General features: G+C 34.5%; 16 protein-coding genes and 1 tRNA gene. 15 read left to right on the top strand and 2 right to left on the bottom strand.

Annotation, left to right across the window (positions count from 1 at the left end; genetic code table 11):
* Nucleotides 1–244: 244 nt before the first annotated feature.
* The 3 genes from IC221_RS09550 to IC221_RS09540 are packed head-to-tail and all read left to right on the top strand — an operon-like array spanning nucleotide 245 to nucleotide 3,175.
* The gene (locus IC221_RS09550) at nucleotides 245–1,399 is read left to right on the top strand and encodes an NAD(P) transhydrogenase subunit alpha (protein WP_188168756.1); all 1,155 of its coding nucleotides are present in this window, start codon (nucleotides 245–247) and stop codon (nucleotides 1,397–1,399) included.
* Nucleotides 1,400–1,431: 32 nt separating this feature from the next.
* On the top strand, nucleotides 1,432–1,752 hold the full coding sequence (locus tag IC221_RS09545; RefSeq protein ID WP_044204502.1) for an NAD(P) transhydrogenase subunit alpha: 321 nt from the start codon (nucleotides 1,432–1,434) through the stop codon (nucleotides 1,750–1,752).
* A 34-nt stretch (nucleotides 1,753–1,786) separates the two neighbouring features.
* Nucleotides 1,787–3,175 carry an NAD(P)(+) transhydrogenase (Re/Si-specific) subunit beta gene (locus IC221_RS09540; RefSeq protein ID WP_188168755.1) on the top strand — a complete coding sequence of 463 codons (1,389 nt, stop codon included), beginning with the start codon at nucleotides 1,787–1,789 and terminating at the stop codon, nucleotides 3,173–3,175.
* A 367-nt stretch (nucleotides 3,176–3,542) separates the two neighbouring features.
* Here the strand turns inward: IC221_RS09540 and IC221_RS09535 are convergent, their stop codons facing one another.
* Together IC221_RS09535 and IC221_RS09530 are read right to left on the bottom strand one after the other, a co-directional pair.
* On the bottom strand, nucleotides 3,543–5,315 hold the full coding sequence (locus IC221_RS09535) for a DUF4153 domain-containing protein (protein ID WP_188168754.1): 1,773 nt from the start codon (nucleotides 5,313–5,315) through the stop codon (nucleotides 3,543–3,545).
* A 103-nt stretch (nucleotides 5,316–5,418) separates the two neighbouring features.
* A tRNA-Met gene (locus tag IC221_RS09530) sits at nucleotides 5,419–5,494 on the bottom strand.
* A gap of 87 nt (nucleotides 5,495–5,581) precedes the next feature.
* Here IC221_RS09530 and IC221_RS09525 point away from each other — a divergent pair.
* The 12 genes from IC221_RS09525 to dnaK all read left to right on the top strand — a co-directional run bounded on the left by IC221_RS09525 (nucleotide 5,582) and on the right by dnaK (nucleotide 22,821).
* Complete coding sequence (locus tag IC221_RS09525) at nucleotides 5,582–5,983, top strand: hypothetical protein (RefSeq protein ID WP_156152312.1); 402 nt, start codon at nucleotides 5,582–5,584, stop codon at nucleotides 5,981–5,983.
* A gap of 48 nt (nucleotides 5,984–6,031) precedes the next feature.
* Nucleotides 6,032–8,293 carry a tetratricopeptide repeat protein gene (locus IC221_RS09520; RefSeq protein WP_188168753.1) on the top strand — a complete coding sequence of 754 codons (2,262 nt, stop codon included), beginning with the start codon at nucleotides 6,032–6,034 and terminating at the stop codon, nucleotides 8,291–8,293.
* Nucleotides 8,294–8,383: 90 nt separating this feature from the next.
* Entirely contained in the window at nucleotides 8,384–8,893 is a 510-nt protein-coding gene (gene purE / locus IC221_RS09515) for a 5-(carboxyamino)imidazole ribonucleotide mutase (protein WP_188168835.1), read from the top strand.
* A 253-nt stretch (nucleotides 8,894–9,146) separates the two neighbouring features.
* Nucleotides 9,147–9,611, top strand: coding sequence for a DUF4920 domain-containing protein (locus IC221_RS09510; protein WP_188168752.1), 465 nt, complete (start codon nucleotides 9,147–9,149; stop codon nucleotides 9,609–9,611).
* A 64-nt stretch (nucleotides 9,612–9,675) separates the two neighbouring features.
* Nucleotides 9,676–10,077 (top strand): hypothetical protein, encoded by a 402-nt coding sequence (locus tag IC221_RS09505; protein WP_223241343.1) that lies wholly within the window; start codon nucleotides 9,676–9,678, stop codon nucleotides 10,075–10,077.
* A gap of 85 nt (nucleotides 10,078–10,162) precedes the next feature.
* A complete protein-coding gene (locus tag IC221_RS09500; protein WP_188168750.1) occupies nucleotides 10,163–13,204 on the top strand; it encodes a SusC/RagA family TonB-linked outer membrane protein in 3,042 nt (1,013 codons plus the stop codon).
* A 19-nt stretch (nucleotides 13,205–13,223) separates the two neighbouring features.
* Complete coding sequence (locus IC221_RS09495) at nucleotides 13,224–14,654, top strand: RagB/SusD family nutrient uptake outer membrane protein (RefSeq protein ID WP_188168749.1); 1,431 nt, start codon at nucleotides 13,224–13,226, stop codon at nucleotides 14,652–14,654.
* 33 nt (nucleotides 14,655–14,687) lie between these two features.
* Entirely contained in the window at nucleotides 14,688–16,166 is a 1,479-nt protein-coding gene (locus tag IC221_RS09490) for a Calx-beta domain-containing protein (protein WP_188168748.1), read from the top strand.
* A 66-nt stretch (nucleotides 16,167–16,232) separates the two neighbouring features.
* Nucleotides 16,233–18,569 (top strand): zinc-dependent metalloprotease, encoded by a 2,337-nt coding sequence (locus IC221_RS09485; protein WP_188168747.1) that lies wholly within the window; start codon nucleotides 16,233–16,235, stop codon nucleotides 18,567–18,569.
* Between the two features lie 64 nt (nucleotides 18,570–18,633).
* The gene (locus IC221_RS09480; protein ID WP_188168746.1) at nucleotides 18,634–19,548 is read left to right on the top strand and encodes an AraC family transcriptional regulator; all 915 of its coding nucleotides are present in this window, start codon (nucleotides 18,634–18,636) and stop codon (nucleotides 19,546–19,548) included.
* Between the two features lie 249 nt (nucleotides 19,549–19,797).
* A complete protein-coding gene (locus IC221_RS09475; RefSeq protein ID WP_188168745.1) occupies nucleotides 19,798–20,613 on the top strand; it encodes an SDR family oxidoreductase in 816 nt (271 codons plus the stop codon).
* 288 nt (nucleotides 20,614–20,901) lie between these two features.
* On the top strand, nucleotides 20,902–22,821 hold the full coding sequence (gene dnaK, locus IC221_RS09470; protein ID WP_044204482.1) for a molecular chaperone DnaK: 1,920 nt from the start codon (nucleotides 20,902–20,904) through the stop codon (nucleotides 22,819–22,821).
* The last annotated feature ends 324 nt before the right edge of the window (nucleotides 22,822–23,145 follow it).

Raw genomic sequence — 23,145 nt, 5'->3', positions numbered from 1 at the left:
TCCTTCTTGAATTTGCACTTTATCATGGTAAATAAAAGTAAACAAAAATAAGTGTATTTTTGAAACTTTTTTAATACAACCAAAGGATGATTATTGTTATTATAAAAAAACGATATTTTTATTGTATATTTGCTAAAACGTTCGGCTTTAAGTTGAATGTTTTATTAACAAACTAACTAACAAATGATAGGGTAAGGTTATCCTATTGAATACGGAATATATTACTATTTAAAATCGCATAGGTATGCTATTTGGAATTTTAAAAGAAGAAGATCAACGTGTGTCCGTTACTCCAGAATTAGCGAAGAAATTCATTTCTGAGGGACATGAAGTTATTTATGAAAAAGGTGCTGGCGAAAGTGCTTTTATTAGCGACGAACTATACGAAGGTATCGGTGCAAAGTCAAAAAGTAGAGAAGAGGTATTAAGCTCATCTAATGTATTAATTACTTTAGATCCATTAAGCAAGGAAGATGTTGCTAAATTGGCAGAGGGTACTTTCTTATTCTCGTCTTTCCAACCTTTCCAGGACGCTTCAATCTGTGAAGTGTACGCTACAAAAGGAATCTCAGCTTTTAGCTTTGACATGATTCCAAGAACTACAATTGCTCAGTCAATGGATATTCTATCGTCTATGGCTTCAATCTCAGGCTATAAAGCAGTATTGAAAGCAACTGACTATTTACCACGTTATATGCCAATGTTATCAACGGCGGCTGGTACAGTACCTCCTTCTAAAGTATTAGTAATGGGTGCAGGTGTAGCAGGTCTTCAAGCTATTGCAACAGCAAAACGTTTAGGTGCTCAAGTGGAAGCATTTGATACACGTGCTGCAGCAAAAGAAGAGGTAATGTCGTTAGGTGCTAAGTTTGTAGAAGTAGAAGGGGCTACTGATGATACAAACGCTGGTGGTTATGCTGTAGAGCAAACGGAAGAGTACAAGAAAAGACAGGCAGAGTTGATCGCTCAGAAAGTTGAAAAAGCAGACGTAGTAATTACAACTGCACAATTAAGAGGTAGACCAGCTCCAACACTTGTGACTGAAGAGGCTGTGAAGACAATGAAAGCAGGTTCTGTAATCGTTGACTTAGCGTCATCAACAGGTGGTAACTGTGCTTTAACTAAAGATAAAGAAGTTGTAAGAGAGCACGGTGTAACAATCATTGGTAACTCTAATTTAGCTGCGGATATTAGTGAGCAAGCTTCTGTTTTATACAGTAAGAACATTCAAAACTACATGAAATTGTTCTTAACAAAAGAAGGTTTTGATTTCGACTTCAATGATGAGATCATTCTTCAAAGCTGTATCGTTTACAAAGGAGACGTTGTCTATGGAAACGAAGAAAAACAAAAGCAATTAGTTCCTCCTGCGAAAGTAGAGGAAAGCGTAGAAGCGTAAGCTAAACTAACAACAAACAATTCGATACTAATATGGAACAAATTATAAATTTCTTAGACGATAACACTTTAGCAATGTTATCGTTACTAGTACTTTCTTCGTTTTTAGGAATGGAGATTATCGGAAAAGTACCAACAGTTTTACATACTCCTCTTATGTCAGGAGCGAATGCAATCTCAGGTGTCGTAGTAATCGGTGCGATTATTCTAATCAGAAGAGCTGATGCTACAGATTACTTAACATTAGTGCTTGGTTTTATCGGTATTGCCCTTGCAATGATCAACGTTGTAGGTGGTTTTGCAGTAACCAACAGAATGTTAGATATGTTCAAGAAAAAAGAACGTAAAAATTAATTACTTATTCACCTGAAATTAGATTCGTAAACAAATGGATTACTCGAATATAATCGACTTACTATATTTAGTAAGTATCATCGTATTTATTATTGGTTTAAAAGGTCTTTCGCATCCGGAATCTGCTCGTAAGGGTAACCAAGTAGCAGCTTTAGGTATGGGTATGGCCATCGTTATATCATTATTTGCTCCTGAAACGGGAGATAACAATTACCTATGGATCATTGGTGCAATGCTAGTAGGTGGTGGTATTGGTTTAACTTCTGCAAAGAAAGTAGCCATGACAAAAATGCCAGAGATGGTATCTTTATTCAACGGTTTAGGTGGTGCTTGTGCCATGTTGATCGGTATTGCTGAATTTGGAAACCTTCCTGCAGGAACTGAAATGATGAGTGGTGCTGTTTTGACAAACATCTTCGCTATGTTTGTAGGTGCTGTATCATTAACAGGTTCGTTAGTAGCTTATGGTAAATTAAACGGTTCTTTAAGAGATAACTTTACTTTACCTGCTCCGCAACTTATCAACATCACGTCGTTGATCGGTATCATTGCATTATCAGTAATGATCATGACACAACCTGAGTTGAACATGGCATTAGTATATGCTTTACTTGGTCTATCATTATTCTACGGTATCGCTTTCGTAACGCCAATTGGTGGTGGTGATATGCCAGTAGTAATCTCATTACTAAACTCAGTAACGGGTATTGGTGCAACAGGTGCTGGTTTGATCTACGGTAACAACATTATGATCATCGGTGGTATCCTTGTAGGTGCTTCAGGTATCATCCTTACAGTAATGATGTGTGAGGCAATGAACAGATCGTTGATCAACGTATTAGTAGGTAACTTAGGAGCGTCTGGCGGAGGTTCTGGATCTGATCGTGAAGAGATCGTGAAAGAAGTAAACGTTTCAGATTTAGCTATCCAATTGAAATATGCTGACAAAGTGACTATCGTACCAGGTTATGGTTTAGCGGTAGCACAAGCACAACACATTTGCCACGAGATCGAAAATGCTCTTGAAGATGAAGGTGTTGAAGTAAGATATGCAATTCACCCAGTAGCAGGTCGTATGCCTGGTCACATGAACGTATTATTAGCAGAATCTGATGTGTCTTATGACAAATTATTAGAATTAGAGCCTGCTAACGACAGTTTCCCTTCTACTGACGTTGTACTTGTAATTGGTGCCAATGACGTAGTAAACCCATCTGCGAAAGATGATACTTCATCACCAATCTATGGTATGCCAATCCTTGATGTTGAAATGGCGAAAAACGTTGTTGTATTCAAGCGTGGTATGAGTACAGGTTATGCAGGTGTGCAAAACCCATTATTCTTCGGTGATAAAACGAAGATGTTATTCGGTGACGCGAAAGCTTCATTGGGTAAATTAAAAGACGAAATAGCTAACGCTTAATTCCGAGCGATTTTTATATTAGTAATAGCTCTATTGGGATTTTCTCAATAGAGCTTTTATTTTTCAATTGTCTACTTTTCACCTATTTATTCTAATTAAGTACCAAGACAAAATTATTTAATACTAATTCTATTTATTGTTTTGCGATTACTTCCTTCAAAAAACATTCAATAAACCACTATTAATACATTTTTTAGCGTTGTACTCACAAAAAATAAATTAGAATTAACTATGATTTATTTTTGGCTTAGTACTTAATCAAATTAGAATTCTAAAATAGTACTTCTAGTTACTGGAGTACTATTTTTTATTTAGGGCTAAGCCAGAAATAAATAAGAATTAGTATTCAATAATCTTCTCCTAGTACTTACGGCTTATTAAAGAATAAGACGAAAGAGATGTTATCTGTCTTTGTGAGGTCTTCTGTTTCGTACCCTGATAACCTTTTGAGGTAAATTCTGTAGTTCTCATTATTGAATCCCTTGTGTTCAAAATAACCTTTCTCAAATGAAGTGTATGGAATATCGAACTGTTTGTTATTGATTGTTAGAATACCAATATTTTTTGTTTTGTTCGTCAACTGAAATGAAACAGTGATTTCAGAATTTGAGAATTGATATGTTTTTATTTCTTCATCAGATGTGAGATTTCTTTCTCTTAGACTAATAGAGGTAGAATATTGATAACCTTCGATATCATAGAGGAGGTCATACTTTTCCACAAACTTAATTGGAGTATAACTTTCAATCTGATCTGTTTCTGTGTGTTTATAATATTCTTTTAATTTCATTTCTGCCAAGATGACCTCTTTTTTCTTCCATCTTGAATCTTCCTCTTTGACTATTTCATCAAGATTTACCTCTTTTAGAAGAGGTTGTAATGTGTTGTAGCCATGGTGATCTATGAGATAGACTACGATTGAACGAATATTTTGATAATCTTCACTGACTTTAAAATCACTTTTTACCCATTGTCCTTCAGTATTAATCCAATTGTTTTTTAACCCTAAAGAGTATAATCGATCATACTGACTTTTTCTACTGACATTAAACGCAGACAATGGCCCAAAGGCAGATGTAAAGGTGAGAAGTGCCAAAGCAATAGGAATCACTTTAATATTATTTTGTCCCCGTATCAGGAAGTACAAAGCGATAAAGAAGAGCCATAGCCCTAGTACAATCAAATAATACCTGAACTCAGTAATTCCATATTCAGAAATACGTCTGTAAATAGCAGAGCAAAATAAAAGAATTACAGGAAATAGAGCATAATAGAAGCCTTTACTGAATAATGAAATCCATTTTAAACCTTTATCATTTCGAATAGGGTATATAATTAGAAGTGAACTAATACCCAGGAAAGAAAAGCCAATGGAGAGATAAGAAACCCAACCTTTTGGCCAATTTTGAGCCAATATTATTTTAAAACCATAAGTGTACAGTATGATCAAATAAGTACAGACTAATGGTAATAAGATAAATTGAACCAAGTTCTTCAGTAATGGAGGATATTCTATAGGATCAGATTCCGAAGAAAAGGAATCTATTTTGCTCGTGAAGAAAACGGTATTGAGAAAAACAAAGTTGAAAGTGCCCAGCTTAAGGTAAGTATTTTGTTTAATGCTTACATCAAATAATGCTTCAATAGCAAGTAAGGCGATTGAGATACCAATATTGATAATAACACTGTAAAATAAACATTCAATAAAGGTGCTTATAATATTTTTGGCATTGAACCAATAACTCAGGTTATTACTTTCTTTTACACTAATACCGAGGAAGGGCAATAAAAAGGAGAATACAGTCAATAAGGCACCTCTTGAAAAATGAATATAAGTGAGTTCATCAGGCAAACTCATTACATAAACTGATAGAAGTAAAAGGCCAACTATTCTGATAGAGTAGGTTTTTAGGATCGATAATTTTAATTTTTGACTTAAAAAAGTGATAGCTATAAAGGTTGGAATACCAATTTGAGCTCCGTGTAGTCCTCTTACCATCCAAATATTCTTAGTATTGTCAGAGTCGATAGTGAAAAATAAAAGGAAGGTAAGTAGAATGGCTGATAAGATTGTAAATGGAAAGGTTTTTATACTTTTTAAAAAAGAATTGAAAAGGTATTGTATTGAAGGTAATTTCATTTTTAAAGATTATATTATGTTAGCTCTTGTAAGATAGTATTTTATTTAGATATTGGGCTTGTAAATAAAAAAAGGTTACCTCAAAATAGAGATAACCTTTACTTGGTAGCGGGGACCAGACTCGAACTGATGACCTTCGGGTTATGAGCCCGACGAGCTACCAACTGCTCCACCCCGCACTGTTTTTCTTAATTGCAGTGCAAAAGTAGGGAAATGTTTTTAATAAAAAAATATTATCCCCAACTTTATTACAAATAAATGAAAATATGATGAATTTTAGATTAATAGAGTGCTCCTTTTTCTCTATCTTTATAGTGATCTTAGCTTCTGCTTGTCAAAGTGTTCAAACAAGTCGTATTTCTGATGATGAGTTATTAAATCATTGGTATCATTTTTCTGAAGAAGATAATTTAGATACTCTTGTATTTGTACATCATCAGCAATTGAAAACTGTTCGAGGAGGTAGAATTAACTTCGAATTGTTTAAAGATGAAACAATGACATGGGAAGAAGCGATGAGCAATGACAAGCCTGCAATTACAAAAGGAAATTGGAAGTGTGATTCAAATACAAATACATTAACTTTTACTTTAGATAATCTTACGAAACATTTTTTGATTATCTCTTTAAAAAATAATAAGTTAAAGGTTAAACAAATTAGCAGGTGATGCGTATAGTTAAATAGGGATGATAATTACTTAGTTCTATCAACATTAATGAAATTAAAAAACAACTTACTAATCAGTTTGTCGGCTTTAGTGTTTTCAGGAGCAATTTATATAAGTTGCAATCAAGCAGACAATAAAGAAACAAAAGTGGAGACTACTTCAGAGGTTACAAATCCTCATGCAGATCTAAATCTACAATATCCTGATTCAATCTTTGTGGGAACTGAGACCTGTCGTTCTTGTCATGAGGAGGAATACCATAAATGGAAAGGTTCTGATCACGATAATTCAATGAAACTTGCTACCGATGAGACGGTTTTGGGTGACTTCAATAATGTCACTTTCGTAAAGAATAATGTCAAAAGTAGATTTTTCAAGAAAGGAGATAAGTTTTATGTCAATACTCAAGGACCTGATGGCGCTAATCATGACTATGAGATAAAATATACATTTGGTATTACGCCTCTTCAAAACTACATGGTAGAGATGGAGAAAGGGAAGATTCAAGTGATTAGAGAAACTTGGGATTCTGAAAAAGGACTTTGGTTCAACCAACATGATGAGATGGATGATATTCAACATTACGAATGGCTACATTGGTCTCATGGTGGTGGAAACTGGAATACAATGTGTGCGGATTGTCACTCTACGAACATCAGAAAGAATTATGACTTCGAAAAGGATGAATTCGACACGAAATGGTCTGAGATCAATGTAGGTTGTGAGTCATGTCACGGACCTGGTAAAGAACACGTAGCGTTTGCTAATTCTGAAGAGTTTGAAGAGAAAAAAGACTTTGTAGAAGGATTATATATCCAACAGTTTAGAACTACTGATGATGCAAAAACATTAATAGAATCTTGTGCTCCTTGTCACTCAAGAAGATCACAGTTAGTTCAAAACTTTAAATATGGTCAAACATTTTATGATCAATTTGCTCCAGAGATCCTTAGAGAAAACATGTACTATCACGATGGTCAAATCCTGAATGAGGTCTACGTTTATGGATCATTTATACAAAGTAAAATGTATCATGAGGGTGTAAAATGTACAGACTGTCATGATGCTCACAAAGCGGAGTTGAAATTTAAAGACTTGAATAAAGTTTGTGCTCAATGTCACGAACCTCAAGAATACGAAGTGAAATCACACACGCTTCATGATACTGGAAAGGATGTGAGATGTGTAGATTGTCACATGGTAGGTGAGGTTTATATGGGTAATGACTACCGTAGAGATCATAGTTTCAGAATACCAAGACCTGATTTGAGTTTGAAGTATGAGGGAACACCGAATGCTTGTAACCAATGTCATACGGATAAATCTACGAAGTGGGCTGTTGCAAACTTCGAGAAAATGTGGGGAGAACCTCACTACGATTGGAGAGACACATTGGCCTTGGGTAGAAGTTATTCAGAAGAATATGTTTCTGAGTTGAAGCAAATGGTAGAAGATCAAAAAGCACCATTTATCGCTAGAGCTACTGCTGTTTATTATTTAGCCCGTACTCCAGGTAATGAGTCAATTGAAGCAATTATGAATGGTTTGAAAGATCCAGAACCTTTAGTTCGTTTTACTTCTATTCAAAACCTATCTCAATTGAATTTGGATCAAAGAATTTCATATTTGAGTCCTTACTTAAAAGATCCAGTGAGATCTGTAAGAATTGCAGCTGCCATAGCCTTGGGTGATGCACCAGAAGATCGCTTTAAAGGGAAATGGAAAGAAGCATTTAAGTTGGCAACCGCTGAAATGAAAAACTATTTCCTTCAAGCAAAAGATTTTAGAGAGGGACCTTTTGGTGAAGGACAGTACCATGAGAGAAGAAAAGATTACACAAATGCAATCGCCTCTTATAAGAAATCTTTAGAGTTTGATACTTTAATGAATGAAGCTAGATTTAGTTTAGCGAGAGTGTATTCGATTCAAGGAAAACCTAAAGAAGCTGAAGTACAATTGGATAATGCAATCAAGACAGATCCTAATTCTTCAGAAGCTTATTACTCTAAAGGTCTTTTATATGCAGAAATGAAAGATTGGCCAAAAGCTGCTGAAGCTTTAGGTAAAGCTGCCGAATTGAATCCTCAAAATTCTAGAGCATTCTATAATTGGGGATTGGTATTACAGCAAATGGGAGAAATTCAGAAAGCCGAAAAAACGTATTTGAAAGGTTTAAGTTTCACGAAGCAAGACCCATCATTACGTTATGCTTTGGCTGCTTTATACGAGCAAACAGGGCAAAAACAAAAAGCGCAACTGTATTGGAAATGGTTGAAAGCCAATTATCCAAACGACCCTAGATTTAACTAAAAATCAATAAAATATAGAAAGGGCTTTGTAGGACAACTGCAAAGCCCTTATTTTTGCCCCAATTTTATAATCAAGTTATTTACAAACACCATTACCATGAAAGTAGGGATCATTATGGGGAGTCAATCTGACCTAAAAGTAATGTCAGAAGCAGCTCAAGTTTTAGAAGAGTTAGGCGTTGAATACGAATTGACAATTGTCTCAGCTCATAGAACACCAGAAAGAATGTTTGAGTATGCAACTTCTGCAAAAGAAAGAGGTTTGGCAGCAATTGTAGCCGGAGCAGGTGGAGCAGCTCACTTACCAGGTATGGTGGCATCAATGACTTCATTGCCAGTAATTGGTGTACCTGTAAAGTCAAGAAACTCAATCGACGGATGGGATTCAATCCTTTCGATCTTACAAATGCCTTCAGGCGTACCTGTAGCTACAGTAGCTTTAGACGGTGCTAAAAATGCAGGTATCTTAGCCGCTAAAATTGTAGGTGCTACAGACGAGAAGGTATCTCAAAATATTGAAAACTTCATGCAAGAGATGAAAGATAAAGTCTTAACATCTGCTTCTGAAGTTGAAACTGAAGGATGGAAAGCAAAAATCTAATTTTTATAGTAAGCGAGGTGTAAACATTTTATATCTCGCTTTTTTTTCGGTTTTGAACTGAAGATTCTTTACACCCGAAAGGTTTAAGTTTCAGGCTACTTTTTTATCTATTTCTTGTTATTCTTATTTAGATTAAATCTTATTAAGAGTTTTTTTTGTACTTGTGTTTCATGATTTACACATATTTGCAGTGTTATAATTAGCAAAGTTATGATACAATACAATCTGTTGTTTTAATACTAAACTTCTATTCATGAAACTTAATAAATTACTACCGCTATTCACTATTTTTTTTATTAGTTGTCAAATTGGTCAAAATAAAGATTTGGCATTCTATGGAGATACATTTGAAATTGAAAATGTATCACCTTCCACTGAATTAAAATCTAAGCTAGATTTAAATGACACTGTTAATATCCAACTAGAAGGAGAGATTACAGGAGTTTGCCAAACGAAAGGATGTTGGTTAACATTACCAATGGATCAAGACGGAGCTGAAGTTTTTGTCAAATTCAAAGATTACAAGTTTTTTGTTCCTATGGATGCAACAGGGAAAAAAGCAGTGATTAATGGGATTGCAAAAAAGGAGATTATCAGTGTGGCAGAATTGAAGCATTACGCAGAAGATGCCGGTAAATCAGAAGAGGAAATTGCTAAAATTAAATCTCCAAAAACAAAGTATATGTTTATGGCTGAAGGTGTAGCCATTGAAAATTAAATTTTATTCAATGCTATCATTTCGAATAAACAAGGGTATTTGTACCTTTTTGACCTTTTCTTTCTTGATCATTATTTTATGGAGTTGTAATAATTCTAAAAATACAGAAAGAACTTCGACCTCTTATCCTAATGGAGGTTCGGAATTAGCTTGGTTGATGCGAGACGCAACAGATCAGATGGAAGCTCAAAAAAAAGCAATTCTTAATGGAGATTCAATTAACAAATTACTTCTTGATGTAAATCATATTCTAACTGCTGTTCCAACAGAAGAAGGAAAAACAACTTCACCAGCTTATCAAGCCATGGCGAAACAATTCTTAGAACATGTTGGGCAGCAAGAACAAATCCCATTGGAAGGGCAGGTAGAGTTTTACAATGCGACAATTTCTCAGTGTATTAATTGTCATGAATCCCAATGTCCGGGGCCAAATGTTAGAATCAAAAAATTATACATACTTGAATAATAATAGTTGGGTAATCAATCTTTGATGACTTAACTGTTTCTATTACTACTTTCAAATTTTTTCATTACAAAAAATCATTCATTTGATGTATTCAAAAAAAGCTAAATTTTTAATAAGCTTCTTTTTGGGGTTGGCTTTCTACACCCAAGCTCAAGATAATACGATCAAGGGTATTGTCCTTAATAAAGAAGATAGGACCGCTTTGATAGGAGTATCTGTCTTTGTGAAAAACTCTTATAAAGGCGTAATAACTGACATTGATGGTCATTTTACACTTCCGTTGAAAGACGAGAAATTCCCACTCACCCTAGTTTTTTCATATACAGGTATGAAAAAGAGGGAAGTTGTAGTTAATAACACAGTGAATCTGACAGTTCATCTTATTCCAGATACAAAAATGCTAGATGAAGCAGTTGTCATGGGATATGGTGCAGTTAAAACCAAAGAAAAAATCATTGGTAGTGCCGAAAAAGTATCTTCAAAGGAACTGTTAATTGAAACTACTACCCCTAGCTTTGACGAGATGTTAGAAGGATTAGTTGCTGGTGTTCAAGTAGAAAAATCTACGGGTGATTTTGGTGGAGAAGTCAAAGTGAGAATCCGTGGACAAGGCTCGATGACTCAGATTAAATCTTCTGATATTGTGGCTTCCTCTCAGCCTTTATATATTCTTGACGGAGTTCCTCTCCACGATGCTTATGCTCCCAACCAAGCAAATGAATTTAACGATCAAAAAGTGAATCCATTATCTTTTATCAATCCAGAAGATATAGAAAGTATTACGGTACTAAAAGATGCTACAGCCTCGGCTATTTATGGAGCAAATGCTTCAAATGGAGTGATTCTAATTACAACTAAAAAAGGAAGTGAAAATAGTAAACCTACAGTTTCTTTCTCACAGAATTATTCAATGTCTTCTGTTATTAACATGGTAGAGTTCTTAAATACTGAGCAATATGTTGAACTTTTTTTAGAAACCTATACTAATTCAGGGTATTCTGAAACTGAAGCTATGAGTGCTTTGCTAAATTTGGGATATGATCCAACAAAGGATATTGATACAAATTGGAGAGATATTCTATTGAGAACAGCTTATTCAGCACAAACTAATATTTCTATTTCGGGAGGGACTCAAAAGACAAAGTATAGAGTTTCTACTTCGTACAGTGATTTGAATACTATCGTTGAGGGGAATTCAGCAAAAAGGTTTACTACAAGAGTTTCACTAAATACACAAGTAAACAAGAAGTTGAGTATGGATTTGGTGCTTGGATTTTCAAATCTCAAAAAAACGGTAGTACCCTTCGAGTCTTATCCCTTTTTCCCTTTTTTAAGTCCTTATGACGATGATGGTAATTTAAATAATAGTTCACCTTTTGATAATCAATTAAACCCTCTAGCAGCTTTATATGAAAATGAGGATTATGTGAAAACAAATTATACCAATGGTTCTCTTACCTTAAATTATAAAATAGTAAAGGGTTTAACATTGAGTAATACTACAGGTATTGATGTGTCCAATAATCAAAATTATGTTTTTGCATCCGCTAATAATCAAAGAGGAATGTCAAGAAATGGTTTTATAAGTGACAAAAGATCTACTCGATTTTCTTGGTTGAATTTCACGCAATTAAATGCTAACTATTTTTTAGATAAATCAAAAAGACATAATGTAACAGCGACTTTAGGTTTTCAAATTGAAGATGCTGAAACAAGCGGACTGTCTGTACTAGAAAAGAACTTATTAACAGAAAGCGTAAAAGTACCAGGTTTAAGTCAAAATGAAAATACGCAGGTTTCAGGTACTTACCTCTCAGTCGGAGGAAGAAGTATCTATGGTCGATTTGATTATAGTTATGATGGAAAGTACAACATTACTGCCAACCTTAGACAAGATGAATCTAGTATGTTTGGTGGAGATTTTAAAAAAGATTTATTTTCTTCTATAGGAGCATCTTGGCTTGTCAATAAAGAAAAGTGGATGGATAATTCTCCTCTCGACCTTTTGAAACTTAGAGCTTCTGTTGGTAAAACGGGCAATTCTAGAATAGGAACTTATGCATCTCAAGGAATTTATAATTACAATAATACTGGGTATAATGGGTTTAGTTCTTTAGTTCCGTCAACTCCTGCTAACCCAGATTTAGGATGGGAGCATCGGTACAAAACAAATATCGGGTTAGATGCTGTTTATAAACACTTCGGAGTGACAATAGAGTATTATCATGACTTTATCAAAAATGCTATTTCAAATTTAAATGCAATTCCTGAGTCTGGTTTCTTAACGATTCCTGTAAACGGTTCTGATATGGAAAATAAAGGATTTGAAATGACATTACGTTTGAATAGTATACCAATTATTCAAAACAACCTTTTTTGGACAAGTAATTTCAATATTGCAACTAATAAGAATGTAGTAACACGAATGGCCAATTTGGAACAATACTCAATTGATGGATCTTTTAATTCTGAGTATACAATGAAAATTGGGGAGGATGTTTCAAGCATTTTAGGAACAATCTATAAAGGAGTATACCCTGAAGATGGACAACTAATGTATCAATTAGCAGATGGTACAATTACTAAGGACAAGAGTGAGACTTCTCGGTTAGAAAATAAATTTATAATAGGGAAACAAAATCCAGATTTTTATGGAGGTTGGGTGAATAGATTCTATTTCAAAGGATTTGATCTGGGAATAAAGCTAACTTTTGATGTAGGAGGAAATATCATTTTACCTTGGCAATATATAAATGACAACTCCAACGGTTATCAAATCAATATCAGAAATCAAAGTGTAGATCAGTTGGACAGGTGGCAAAATGAAGGAGATATCACTGATGTTCCTCTTTTAGCAAATAATGCTGGTGTTCCTGTTAAGTATTCAACACAATATCTATTTGATCGCACTAATATAAAATTACAGAGTATAAGTTTTGGTTATTCATTGCCAAAAGTATTAACCAGTAAATGGAATATCAGTAATGTTCGTGTTGGAGCCGAAGTAATTAATGTAGCGTATTGGTATAAAGATAAAGATGTAAATAAAGTAAATACTGTACAGGAGTACCGATATAGTTTTCCTGAGGCAAGAACATTTACTTTCAACTTAAGATGTACTTTCTAACTATAGAATTGAAAACGTTATGAAAAATATTTTATACATCATAGTAATGGTGTTTTCTATAGGTTGTTCTGATTTTCTGAATAGAGAACCACAAACAAGTATTGCAAAGAATGAAGCTTTTGAAAACATACAAAATATAGAACTTGCTGTAATTGGCTGTTACAACTCTTTGCTTGAAAACCAATCGCTAGGGAAAGAGGCATTTATTCTCTATCCAGAACTAAAGGGGGGTAACCTGAAATATGGTCATAATATAGGTGTTTCTACTCAAAATAGGTGGCGAAATTCTTATGAGTTTAACCATGACAAAGTAGATGAAGATGAGATTACATATTCTACTTATAGAAATGCTTACTCAATGATGAATAGAATAAACAATTCTATCCATGGAATACGAGAGTATTCACCCAAAAGTGAATCTGAAAAATTGCTTGTGGAACAATACTTAGCAGAAGTACTCACATTAAGAGCGTATCTTAATTTTTACCTTGCAAATTTTTATTGTCAACCTTATGAATATTCTTCAAATGCTCAACACATAGGGTTAGTTTTATTAGAGGTAACACCTGATCCTCTTGATCAGCCAAAACGCTCAAAATTATATCAGACCTACGACTTTATTATTAATGATTTGGATGAGGCTTTGACTTTATACAATCAAGACAGAGTAGGAGTAAGAAAAGAGTCATGGTTAAGGGTTGTTGCAGCAAAAGCTCTTCTTTCAAGGGTGAATTTATATAAAGGAGATTGGAATGAAGTCATCAAATGGAGTACAGAAGTAATCAATACGTCAGGTTTATCCTTAGTAGCTAATGAAGATTATCATGATGCTTTCTCTTCTCATAACACGATAAACACGGAAGATATTTGGACCTTAGATTTTACAGGTGTTGCTCAAGAGGCTCTATCAAGGATAATAGGAGTAAATAGGGAACAGCAGTCAGAGTTCTCTGTTACTACTGATCTGTACGATTTATATGATGATCAGGATGTTCGTAAGTCGTTGTATTGGGTAAATACAAATACAAAAGATACCCTAACCTATAAATACAATAACGATGAAACAACATTGACAGAAAATGTTTATCGCTTGGTACGCTTATCAGAGATCTACTTAAACAGAGCTGAAGCGTCAGCAAGGATTGGAGACAATGTTGTGGCTCGAAGTGACCTTAATAGTATTGTGAAAAGAGCAAATCCCAATGCGGAAGATATTAAAACTTCAGGAGAAGCATTGGTTGAAGATATCTTAATTGAACGAAGAAAAGAACTTGCCCTTGAGGGACATTATTATTTTGATTTGATCCGAAATGCTAAAGATATCAATAGAGCAGATTACAATGGAGTATTAAATCAAAACCTTTCCTTTCCTAATCACAAAATGATATTACCAATTCCAAATTATGCACTTGATTACAATAGTAATATGGAGCAGAATGAAGGATACTAAACTATATAATAATTCATCTAAATTTTTTCGAAAATGAAAACTAAATTTTTCAATCTTTCACTACTATTGTGGGCTGTATTTGCCATGACCTCATGTAAAAATGACGAGGATGTAACTACACTACCTACTCTTTCTTTTGAACAAGAAGCTTACTCTACTTTAGAGAATGAAACAAGTGCGCTTCAGGTGAAAGTAATCCCTTCTGTTGAAGTAAGAGAGAACACGGAAGTGAGCTTTACAGTGTCAGGAACTGCGGTAGCTGAAGAGCACTTTGTAAGCATTGAAACGAAAGTAACTCTAGAAGCTGGTGAAAAAGAAGCAACTATCTTTATTCAACCTATCAATAATCCTGTAATTGATGAGGATAAGACAGTTTCTTTAAAATTAGCACAAAGCGAAACATACACTTTAGGAGATATGAGTGCAACTGAAATTGTAATAAAAGACAATACAAGTGCAGCCTCAGATGCTCCTGTAGTGCAGTTTGTTCCATTAGAACAAACAGTGACAAATGCTTATTTGAAACAAGCAATAACTGTAAAAGTTGGAATATCAGAAGCATTGGATCACGATATTCAAATTCCATTGACTTTTTCAGGAGATGCTGAAAATGGAATTGATTTCGATTTAGTAGATATAAATCAAGATAATACAATCACCTTAGCCCAAGGTGAAATTGAGACTAGTTTTAATGTACAAGTGAAGTTTCATCAAGAGGTTGGTTTAGATAAAATGTTTGAGGTGACATTTGGAGCTCCAACATCAACAGATTATGTTTTTGCTACCGAGGAGAATATTACAAAAGCTTCTGTCAATATTATTGACCCGAAAGTAGATTTCACGACAGTATGGTTAAAACCAGAGAACTTATTCTTATATTTATTTGATGATCAAAAACAACATATTGTAGATCAGGACAGTATATTTCAAGTGAAACAACAATACCAAAAAGAAGGTGGAAGTTTCTCTAACCGTTCGTTATTCCCATATGTAAAGGTAAATAGTGAAGACGAAAATATGTGGGCTTCTCATAAGCATATATATTTTAAGGGCGTTGAATGGTATGATGAATCAGAAAAACAAAGATATGATAACCAACTAGGAAATATTTTTGGTGTTAAAAATCTATTCTCAAAAACATCATACATTGAAGGTTATGGTCAGACTGGGGCTTCTACAGACTCAATGATGCGTTTTGTCGCTTTGGATAAAGCAAACACAGCACAAGGTATTGTAATTGTACCAGAACAAGATTTGATCGTATATAAATCTCCAGAAAGTGTAGTGTGGAATGATATAAAATATGAAGATTCAAGATTGACTAAAGGTGATGTATCAAAATCAACCAACTTGAATGAAATTAAAATTCATATTACAGGTGAAGGAACTTATGATGTGAATACAGGAGAAGTGATTGTTACTATCAGTTATGAATGCGAAGATGCTGATTTCATTGCTGAAAATGGAGGTAATACGCACAAAGAAGTATTTAAATACATAAGTAATAAATAATAAGATTTTTTTAAGGGTGTAGTATTACTACGCCCTTTTCTATTTAGTTTTTAAGCTAAAAACATTATGAAATACACCTCTTTTCTAATTTTATTTTTGATACCTGCTTTTGTTTTTGGAAAGTTGAAACCATATCAGAGTGTCGTAAATTCAGAAACTGAAACTACACATGGGCCTTTTACAGTGCACTTATCCAATGAGGGAAAACTGTATTTTGAACTCTCAGAAGATTTTATGGGAACTCCATTTATGTTATCAACCAGAATATTGGAAGTGAGTGATCCGAAAAAGGCTTATGCAGGAGAAATGAGAAGAGACCCCATTGTCTTACATTTTGAAAAAGACAATGAAAAACTATTATTACAACAGCCTTCATGGTATGGAATTAATGAGAGTAATGATGAAGGAATTCAAAGAGCAATAGAAAAAAATGCGATTGTTCCTACATTAAAAGTGTTTCCTATTATTACTATTAACCCAACAAATCAAAATATAGTCATTGATGTTACTGATTTTTTCTCAAAAGAAATCAGTAAAATAACACCTTTTGCAAGTGCTGGAAAGCCGGGGACCCTCATGAAGGAGGCTGGTTGCTTTATGAAAATCCAAGGAGATAAAAGTAGTATTCAGATTCAGTCTAGGGTCAATTATGCAAATAAAGTAATGCCATTTGCTGCTATCATTAATCGCTCAATTGTGCTATTACCAGAAGAACCAATGAGAGGGAGAGTTTTTGATAGACGAATGAATTATTATAAAAAGTCAGTCAATACTTACTATGCAGATGGCAGGGCACAAAAGGGTACAAACTATATCACCCGTTTTAATATTCAACCAAAAGTAGAAGATAGAGAAGCCTATTTTAAGGGGCAATTGGTTGAACCTCAAAATCCAATCGTATTTTACTTGGATGATGCAATTCCCGTACAATGGCGAAAATATATAAAGACTGGTATTGAAGATTGGCAAGAGGCATTTGAGGAGATAGGCTTTAAAAATGCTATTGTGGCGAAAGATATTCCCAATGATCCTGATTTTAATTTAGCAGATCAGAGAATCAATGTTTTTAGATATATCATAAAAGATAAAGCAAATGCAATGGGATTAAGAAGGGTTGATCCAAGATCAGGGGAGATCATACAAGCAGAAGTAGCATTTTATAACAATATTATTGAGATTCTTCATGATTGGTATTTTATACAATGTGGAGCTACTGAAGCAGATGCCCGAAAAGAAATTTATGATGAAGCATTAATGGGTAAGCTAATACGTTTTGCGGCTGCTCATGAAATTGGGCACTGTTTGGGATTGGAGCATAATATGAGATCTTCATTTGCTTATGATGTAGAAGATCTTAGAAATCCTACATTTACATCAGAGAATGGGTTAACTCCCTCAATAATGGATTATGCCAGATACAATTACGTAAAACAAATAGGAGATGATCCAAGTGTAAAAACAACCACTGAAGGTGTAGGAGCATTTGACAAATTTAGTATCAAGTGGGGGTATCAGCTAATTCCTAATACTACTGAAAAAACAGAGTATGATATTTTAAATCAGTGGATTACAGATCATTCGGGAGATCCTGTTTACCGATTTGTAACTTATACTAAAGGTATTTCAGAAGACCCTTCAGCTCAAAGTGAAAGCCTTGGGAATAATCCATTGAAAGCAAGTCAGTATGGTATTAATAATTTAAAATTCATTGTGAATCATCTTCCGGAATGGACATTAAAGCCCAATAAAGGGACAGATTATATGATGCGTATTTATAAAGAAATTCAAAAACAATATTTACGTTATGTCAAGCATGTAGCAGCCAATATTGGAGGGCATTATGTTTATTTTGGTGTAAATGCGGAAGCAAAACCTTTTGAGGTAACCGTAAATGAAAAGTTGCAAGAAGAATCTTTACTTTGGTATTTAGAATCTATAATCAATAATTCGTGGTTGTTGAATGAAGAAATTAATCAGAAGGTTGGGAATCAAGAGGATATTATAATTGAATTAAATGTTACGGCTCTTGATCAGATTATGCAGCAAAAGTTTTTGAAACGATTGGAGGTGAATAATCAGAAATTTAAGTCATCAGATTATTTGATGTTGATGTATAAAACGCTTTTTGATAAAAGGATTATAGCCTCAAAAAATAATTTAACGCTTCAAAATAGCTTTATACTTAACCTTTTAGCACTTAGTCAGGGAGAATCAGATTATGCTATTGGAAATGATAGTTTTAAAGCAGGGTCAACAGCCAAGATTAACCCGAATGATTTCTTTATTCAGTCCTCTGCTTTTGAAATACTACAAAAAGTTCATGAAGATTTGAAGAACCGTGAAAAAGAAAGTATTTATTTTTCTCTCTATCTCAAAAGAATAGCACCTATGATAAATAATTAAATATCTGCGTTTTGTGTTAAACTTTTATTTTTTCATTCCATACTTTTGAAGAAAGAATAAAGTTATGAGTCAAAATATAATCCATTCAAAATCAATCGATGAGTTGGCCGCTTGTTTCGGAATGAAGAATACTCAACATCCATTGATCACAATTTTAAGCACCGAGGAGTTGGCGTATGGTGAAGAACGAATTGGGATGAAATATTCTTCTGATATGTATTGCATTGCTTTAAAAGATAAAAGCTGTGGTTTGGATTATGGTCGTAATCATTATGATTTTAATGAAGGCGTTTTGATTTTCACAGCACCAGATCAGGTTCTTTCCGTTCGAAAAGCTCAAAAGTTAGGAGAAGTGAAAGGGTGGATGATTTATTTTCACCCCGATTTAATTAGAAATACAGCTTTGGGGCAGAAGATTGATGACTATAACTTTTTTAACTACGAGGTTCATGAAGCTTTACACCTTTCTGTAAAAGAGCAAGAGACGTTGACTCAAATAGCCAATTTATTGCAATCAGAAATAGGAGAAAGAATTGATAATCATACACAACAAGTATTAGTATCAAACCTTGAGTTATTATTAAACTATAGTTTAAGATTTTATGAAAGACAGTTTAATACTCGGTCAGCACAGAATACAGATATTGTTTCTAAGGTGGAAGTGCTATTAAAGGACTATTATAAAAAAAATGAGCTAGTAGAGTCTGGACAGCCAACAATTCAATATTTGGCCGATCAGTGCTTTATATCTGCAAGTTACCTTAGTGATTTGTTAGCAAAAGAAACAGGCCGATCAGCAAAAGATCATATCAATGATTTTATTATTGACAAGGCCAAAAGTATGCTTGTAAACTCTTCTGATTCAATAAGTGGAATTGCCTATTCATTAGGCTTTAATTATCCTCATTATTTCGGAAGGCTGTTCAAGCAGAAAACTGGAAAGACACCTCAACAATATCGATCAACAATACTAAATTAAAAAATTCTCCTCTCGCTCTCGGGAGGATGTACTCTGAATTATTTATTTTGTTAGGTTATTTTCTCTATGAGGAAATAACCTTTTTTCTTTAGTGAAAAACAATATCTGCGATTCGTGTTTTTCATTCCTTGATATGTGTTAAAGCAAGTAAAGAGTAACTGTCATATTTGTAATGTGATCGTTGAGCAAGTCATTGGAAACGAGCACAATTCATTTAACTCATTTATAACCCTAAGTAATTTTAGTCAGATGAAAAAGACAATATTAATCACAGGAGCAAGTAGCGGTATTGGTAAGGAAACAGCAAAATTATTTCACAGTAAAGGGTGGAATGTTGTGGCTACTATGAGAACTCCTGAGAAAGAAGAGGAACTAACGCAATTAGAAGGTGTCAAAGTAGAAAAATTAGATGTATTAGATCTCTCAACAATCGAAAATGCAGTACAATCAACGATTAGTCATTTTGGAAAGATTGATGTTTTATTAAACAATGCAGGTTATGGTGCATATGGTCCATTAGAAGCCTTTCCAAGAGAAAATATCGTAAGACAGTTCAATACGAATGTAGTAGGATTGTTGGATGTAACTAGAGCAGTTTTACCTCATTTTAGAGAAAATAAAGAAGGTATGATTATCAATGTATCTTCTATTGGAGGAAAAATGACATTCCCATTGGGTAGTTTATATCACGGAACGAAGTTCGCTGTAGAAGGAATTTCTGAAGCATTAAGTTTTGAATTAGGTGAAATAGGAGTAAAAGTAAAAATTGTAGAGCCAGGAGCTATTAATACAGATTTTGGTGGACGATCATTTGATTTCCAACAGGCAGAAGGTCTAGAGGAATATCAGCCAATCATTGCATCATTAATGAATGGATGGGGTGATGCAATGAAGCAAGCATCATCTGCTTCAGTGGTGGCAGATGTAATTTATACAGCATCTACTGATGGCACAGACCAATTACGTTATAGAGCGGGAGAAGATGCTCACTTCTTATTAGATAATAGAAAGAAAATGTCTGATGAAGAGTTTATCGGCATGATTAAGCAACAGTTTGTAGGATAATTTTAATTCAACCAGTTAGACCAAAGCACAATATTCAAATGGGTATTGTGCTTTTTAATTGTACTTTGGCACGGTGAAATAGGCGTTATCAGTAGAAATACTGCATATTTTGACAGTATTCGTCATTAAAATTCTGCTTTTTAATATTTTTTGTCAGACCTATTTCCATGATTTCTGTCAAAATGTCTGCAAAATTCAATTGGCATATACATTGTCTAGTAGAAAGTGTCTTTGTTGAAAAACAGGGCATTAAAAATTGAATTAAGATATAAAATTTAAATATAGATCATGGGAAAAATCATTGGTATTGATTTAGGAACAACAAACTCATGTGTTTCCGTAATGGAAGGTAACGAGCCAGTTGTTATTGAAAACGCAGAAGGTAAAAGAACTACTCCTTCTATCGTAGCATTTTTACAAGACGGAGAGCGTAAGGTAGGTGACCCAGCCAAACGTCAAGCAATTACAAACCCAAAAAATACTATCGCATCCGTGAAACGTTTCATGGGTAAGCAATATTCAGATGCTGGTAATGAGATATCTCAAATGGCATATGATGTTGTTCAAGGTGCTAACAATACACCAAGAATTAAAATTGGTGATAAAGAATATTCTCCACAAGAAATTTCAGCAATTACACTTCAAAAAATGAAGAAAACTGCTGAGGATTACTTAGGAACTGAAGTAACTGAGGCGGTAATTACTGTACCAGCATACTTCAACGACGCAGAGCGTCAAGCAACTAAAGAAGCAGGTGAAATTGCAGGTTTAAAAGTTTCTCGTATTGTAAACGAGCCAACTGCTGCAGCATTAGCTTACGGTTTAGATAAAGCAAATCAAGATAAGAAAATCGCAGTATTTGACCTTGGTGGTGGTACTTTCGATATTTCAATCTTAGAATTAGGTGACGGTGTATTTGAAGTATTATCAACTAACGGTGATACTCACCTTGGTGGTGATGACTTCGATAAAGTAATCATTGACTGGTTAGCGGAAGAATTTATGAAAGATCACCCAACAATCGATCTTCGTAAAGACCCAATGGCATTACAACGTTTGAAAGAAGCAGCTGAAAAAGCAAAAATTGAGCTTTCTGCAGGTGCTAAAACTGACATCAACTTGCCATACATCACTCCAGTAGACGGTGTACCTCAACACTTAATGAAAGAATTATCTCGTTCTGATTTCGAACGTTTAGCTGATTCTTTAGTACAAAGATCATTAGAACCTTGTCGTAAAGCATTACAAGATGCTGACTTATCTACTTCAGATATCGACGAAGTAATCTTAGTTGGTGGTTCTACTCGTATCCCTAAAGTACAAGAAGAAGTTGAGAAATTCTTCGGTAAAAAACCTTCTAAAGGTGTTAACCCTGATGAGGTTGTTGCAATTGGTGCTGCAATCCAAGGTGGTGTATTAACAGGTGAAGTAAAAGACGTTCTTTTATTAGACGTAACTCCACTTTCTTTAGGTATCGAAACTATGGGTGGTGTAATGACTAAATTAATCGAGTCTAACACAACAATCCCTACGAAGAAGTCACAAGTATTCTCTACAGCTGCGGACAACCAACCGTCAGTAGATATTCACGTACTTCAAGGTGAGAGACCTGTAGTAGCTGGTAACAAAACATTAGGTCGTTTCCAATTGAACGATATTCCTCCAGCACCAAGAGGTGTACCTCAAATCGAAGTAACTTTTGATATTGATGCGAACGGTATCGTAAGTGTATCAGCAAAAGATAAAGCAACTGGTAAAGAGCAGTCAATCAAGATTGAGGCTTCTTCAGGTTTAACTGAGGAGGAAATCCAAAGAATGAAAGACGAAGCAGCTGCTAACGCTGACGCAGATAAGGCTACTAAAGAGCGTGCTGAGAAATTAAACGAAGCAGACTCAATGGTATTCCAATCTGAGAAGCAATTAAAAGAGTATGGTGATAAGCTTTCTGAAGGTAACAAAACTGCTATCGAGGCAGCATTGAAAGACTTGAAAGAAGCTCACGCTGCTCAAGATCTTGACAAGATCCAACCTGCTTTAGACGCATTAAATGCGGCATGGCAAGCGGCTTCACAAGAGATGTACCAAGCTACAGGTGGTGACGCTGCAGGTGCAGCTGGTGCTGATCCTAACGCTGCTCAAGGTGGTGCACAACAAGGTGGTAACGACGCTGATGACGTTACTGACGTTGACTTCGAAGAAGTAAAATAATTAACAAAGTAGTTGATCATTGCAGCTACGTTAGTTAGTATTTAAAATATAGAAGAGGTTTTCTTCACGAAAGTGAATGAAGGCCTCTTTTTTTGTTTTTAATCATTGCTGTTCAATTGAATGCTCTGAAGAAACAGTTTTTGGTAGTTAATAGTCATATTTTATCAATATCGTCTCTAAACACCAACGTTAAACAAGCTGTAGATAAAATGATAAAAACGTAGTATAGACAGTAGTTAGATTAAAGAAAATGAAAGAGGTGGTCCTATGGATGACCTTTTTTGTTTTTAAGTCTATAAAGGTTTAGATTCAAATGTTACTTTC

This window comes from Flammeovirga sp. EKP202, assembly GCF_014534745.1.
In the GTDB taxonomy this organism is placed as follows: domain Bacteria; phylum Bacteroidota; class Bacteroidia; order Cytophagales; family Flammeovirgaceae; genus Flammeovirga.
The sequence above is the reverse complement of the archived record's forward strand: the minus strand, read 5'-3'. Positions and strand labels throughout refer to the sequence as shown.

Coding starts and splice junctions, on each gene's coding strand:
- IC221_RS09540 (WP_188168755.1), top strand. CDS start 1,787: ATGGATTACTCGAATATAATCGACTTACTATATTTAGTAAGTATCATC.
- IC221_RS09495 (WP_188168749.1), top strand. CDS start 13,224: ATGAAAAATATTTTATACATCATAGTAATGGTGTTTTCTATAGGTTGT.
- IC221_RS09475 (WP_188168745.1), top strand. CDS start 19,798: ATGAAAAAGACAATATTAATCACAGGAGCAAGTAGCGGTATTGGTAAG.
- IC221_RS09480 (WP_188168746.1), top strand. CDS start 18,634: ATGAGTCAAAATATAATCCATTCAAAATCAATCGATGAGTTGGCCGCT.
- IC221_RS09520 (WP_188168753.1), top strand. CDS start 6,032: ATGAAATTAAAAAACAACTTACTAATCAGTTTGTCGGCTTTAGTGTTT.
- IC221_RS09525 (WP_156152312.1), top strand. CDS start 5,582: ATGATGAATTTTAGATTAATAGAGTGCTCCTTTTTCTCTATCTTTATA.
- IC221_RS09500 (WP_188168750.1), top strand. CDS start 10,163: ATGTATTCAAAAAAAGCTAAATTTTTAATAAGCTTCTTTTTGGGGTTG.
- IC221_RS09490 (WP_188168748.1), top strand. CDS start 14,688: ATGAAAACTAAATTTTTCAATCTTTCACTACTATTGTGGGCTGTATTT.
- IC221_RS09510 (WP_188168752.1), top strand. CDS start 9,147: ATGAAACTTAATAAATTACTACCGCTATTCACTATTTTTTTTATTAGT.
- IC221_RS09545 (WP_044204502.1), top strand. CDS start 1,432: ATGGAACAAATTATAAATTTCTTAGACGATAACACTTTAGCAATGTTA.
- IC221_RS09550 (WP_188168756.1), top strand. CDS start 245: ATGCTATTTGGAATTTTAAAAGAAGAAGATCAACGTGTGTCCGTTACT.
- dnaK (WP_044204482.1), top strand. CDS start 20,902: ATGGGAAAAATCATTGGTATTGATTTAGGAACAACAAACTCATGTGTT.
- IC221_RS09535 (WP_188168754.1), bottom strand. CDS start 5,315: ATGAAATTACCTTCAATACAATACCTTTTCAATTCTTTTTTAAAAAGT.
- IC221_RS09485 (WP_188168747.1), top strand. CDS start 16,233: ATGAAATACACCTCTTTTCTAATTTTATTTTTGATACCTGCTTTTGTT.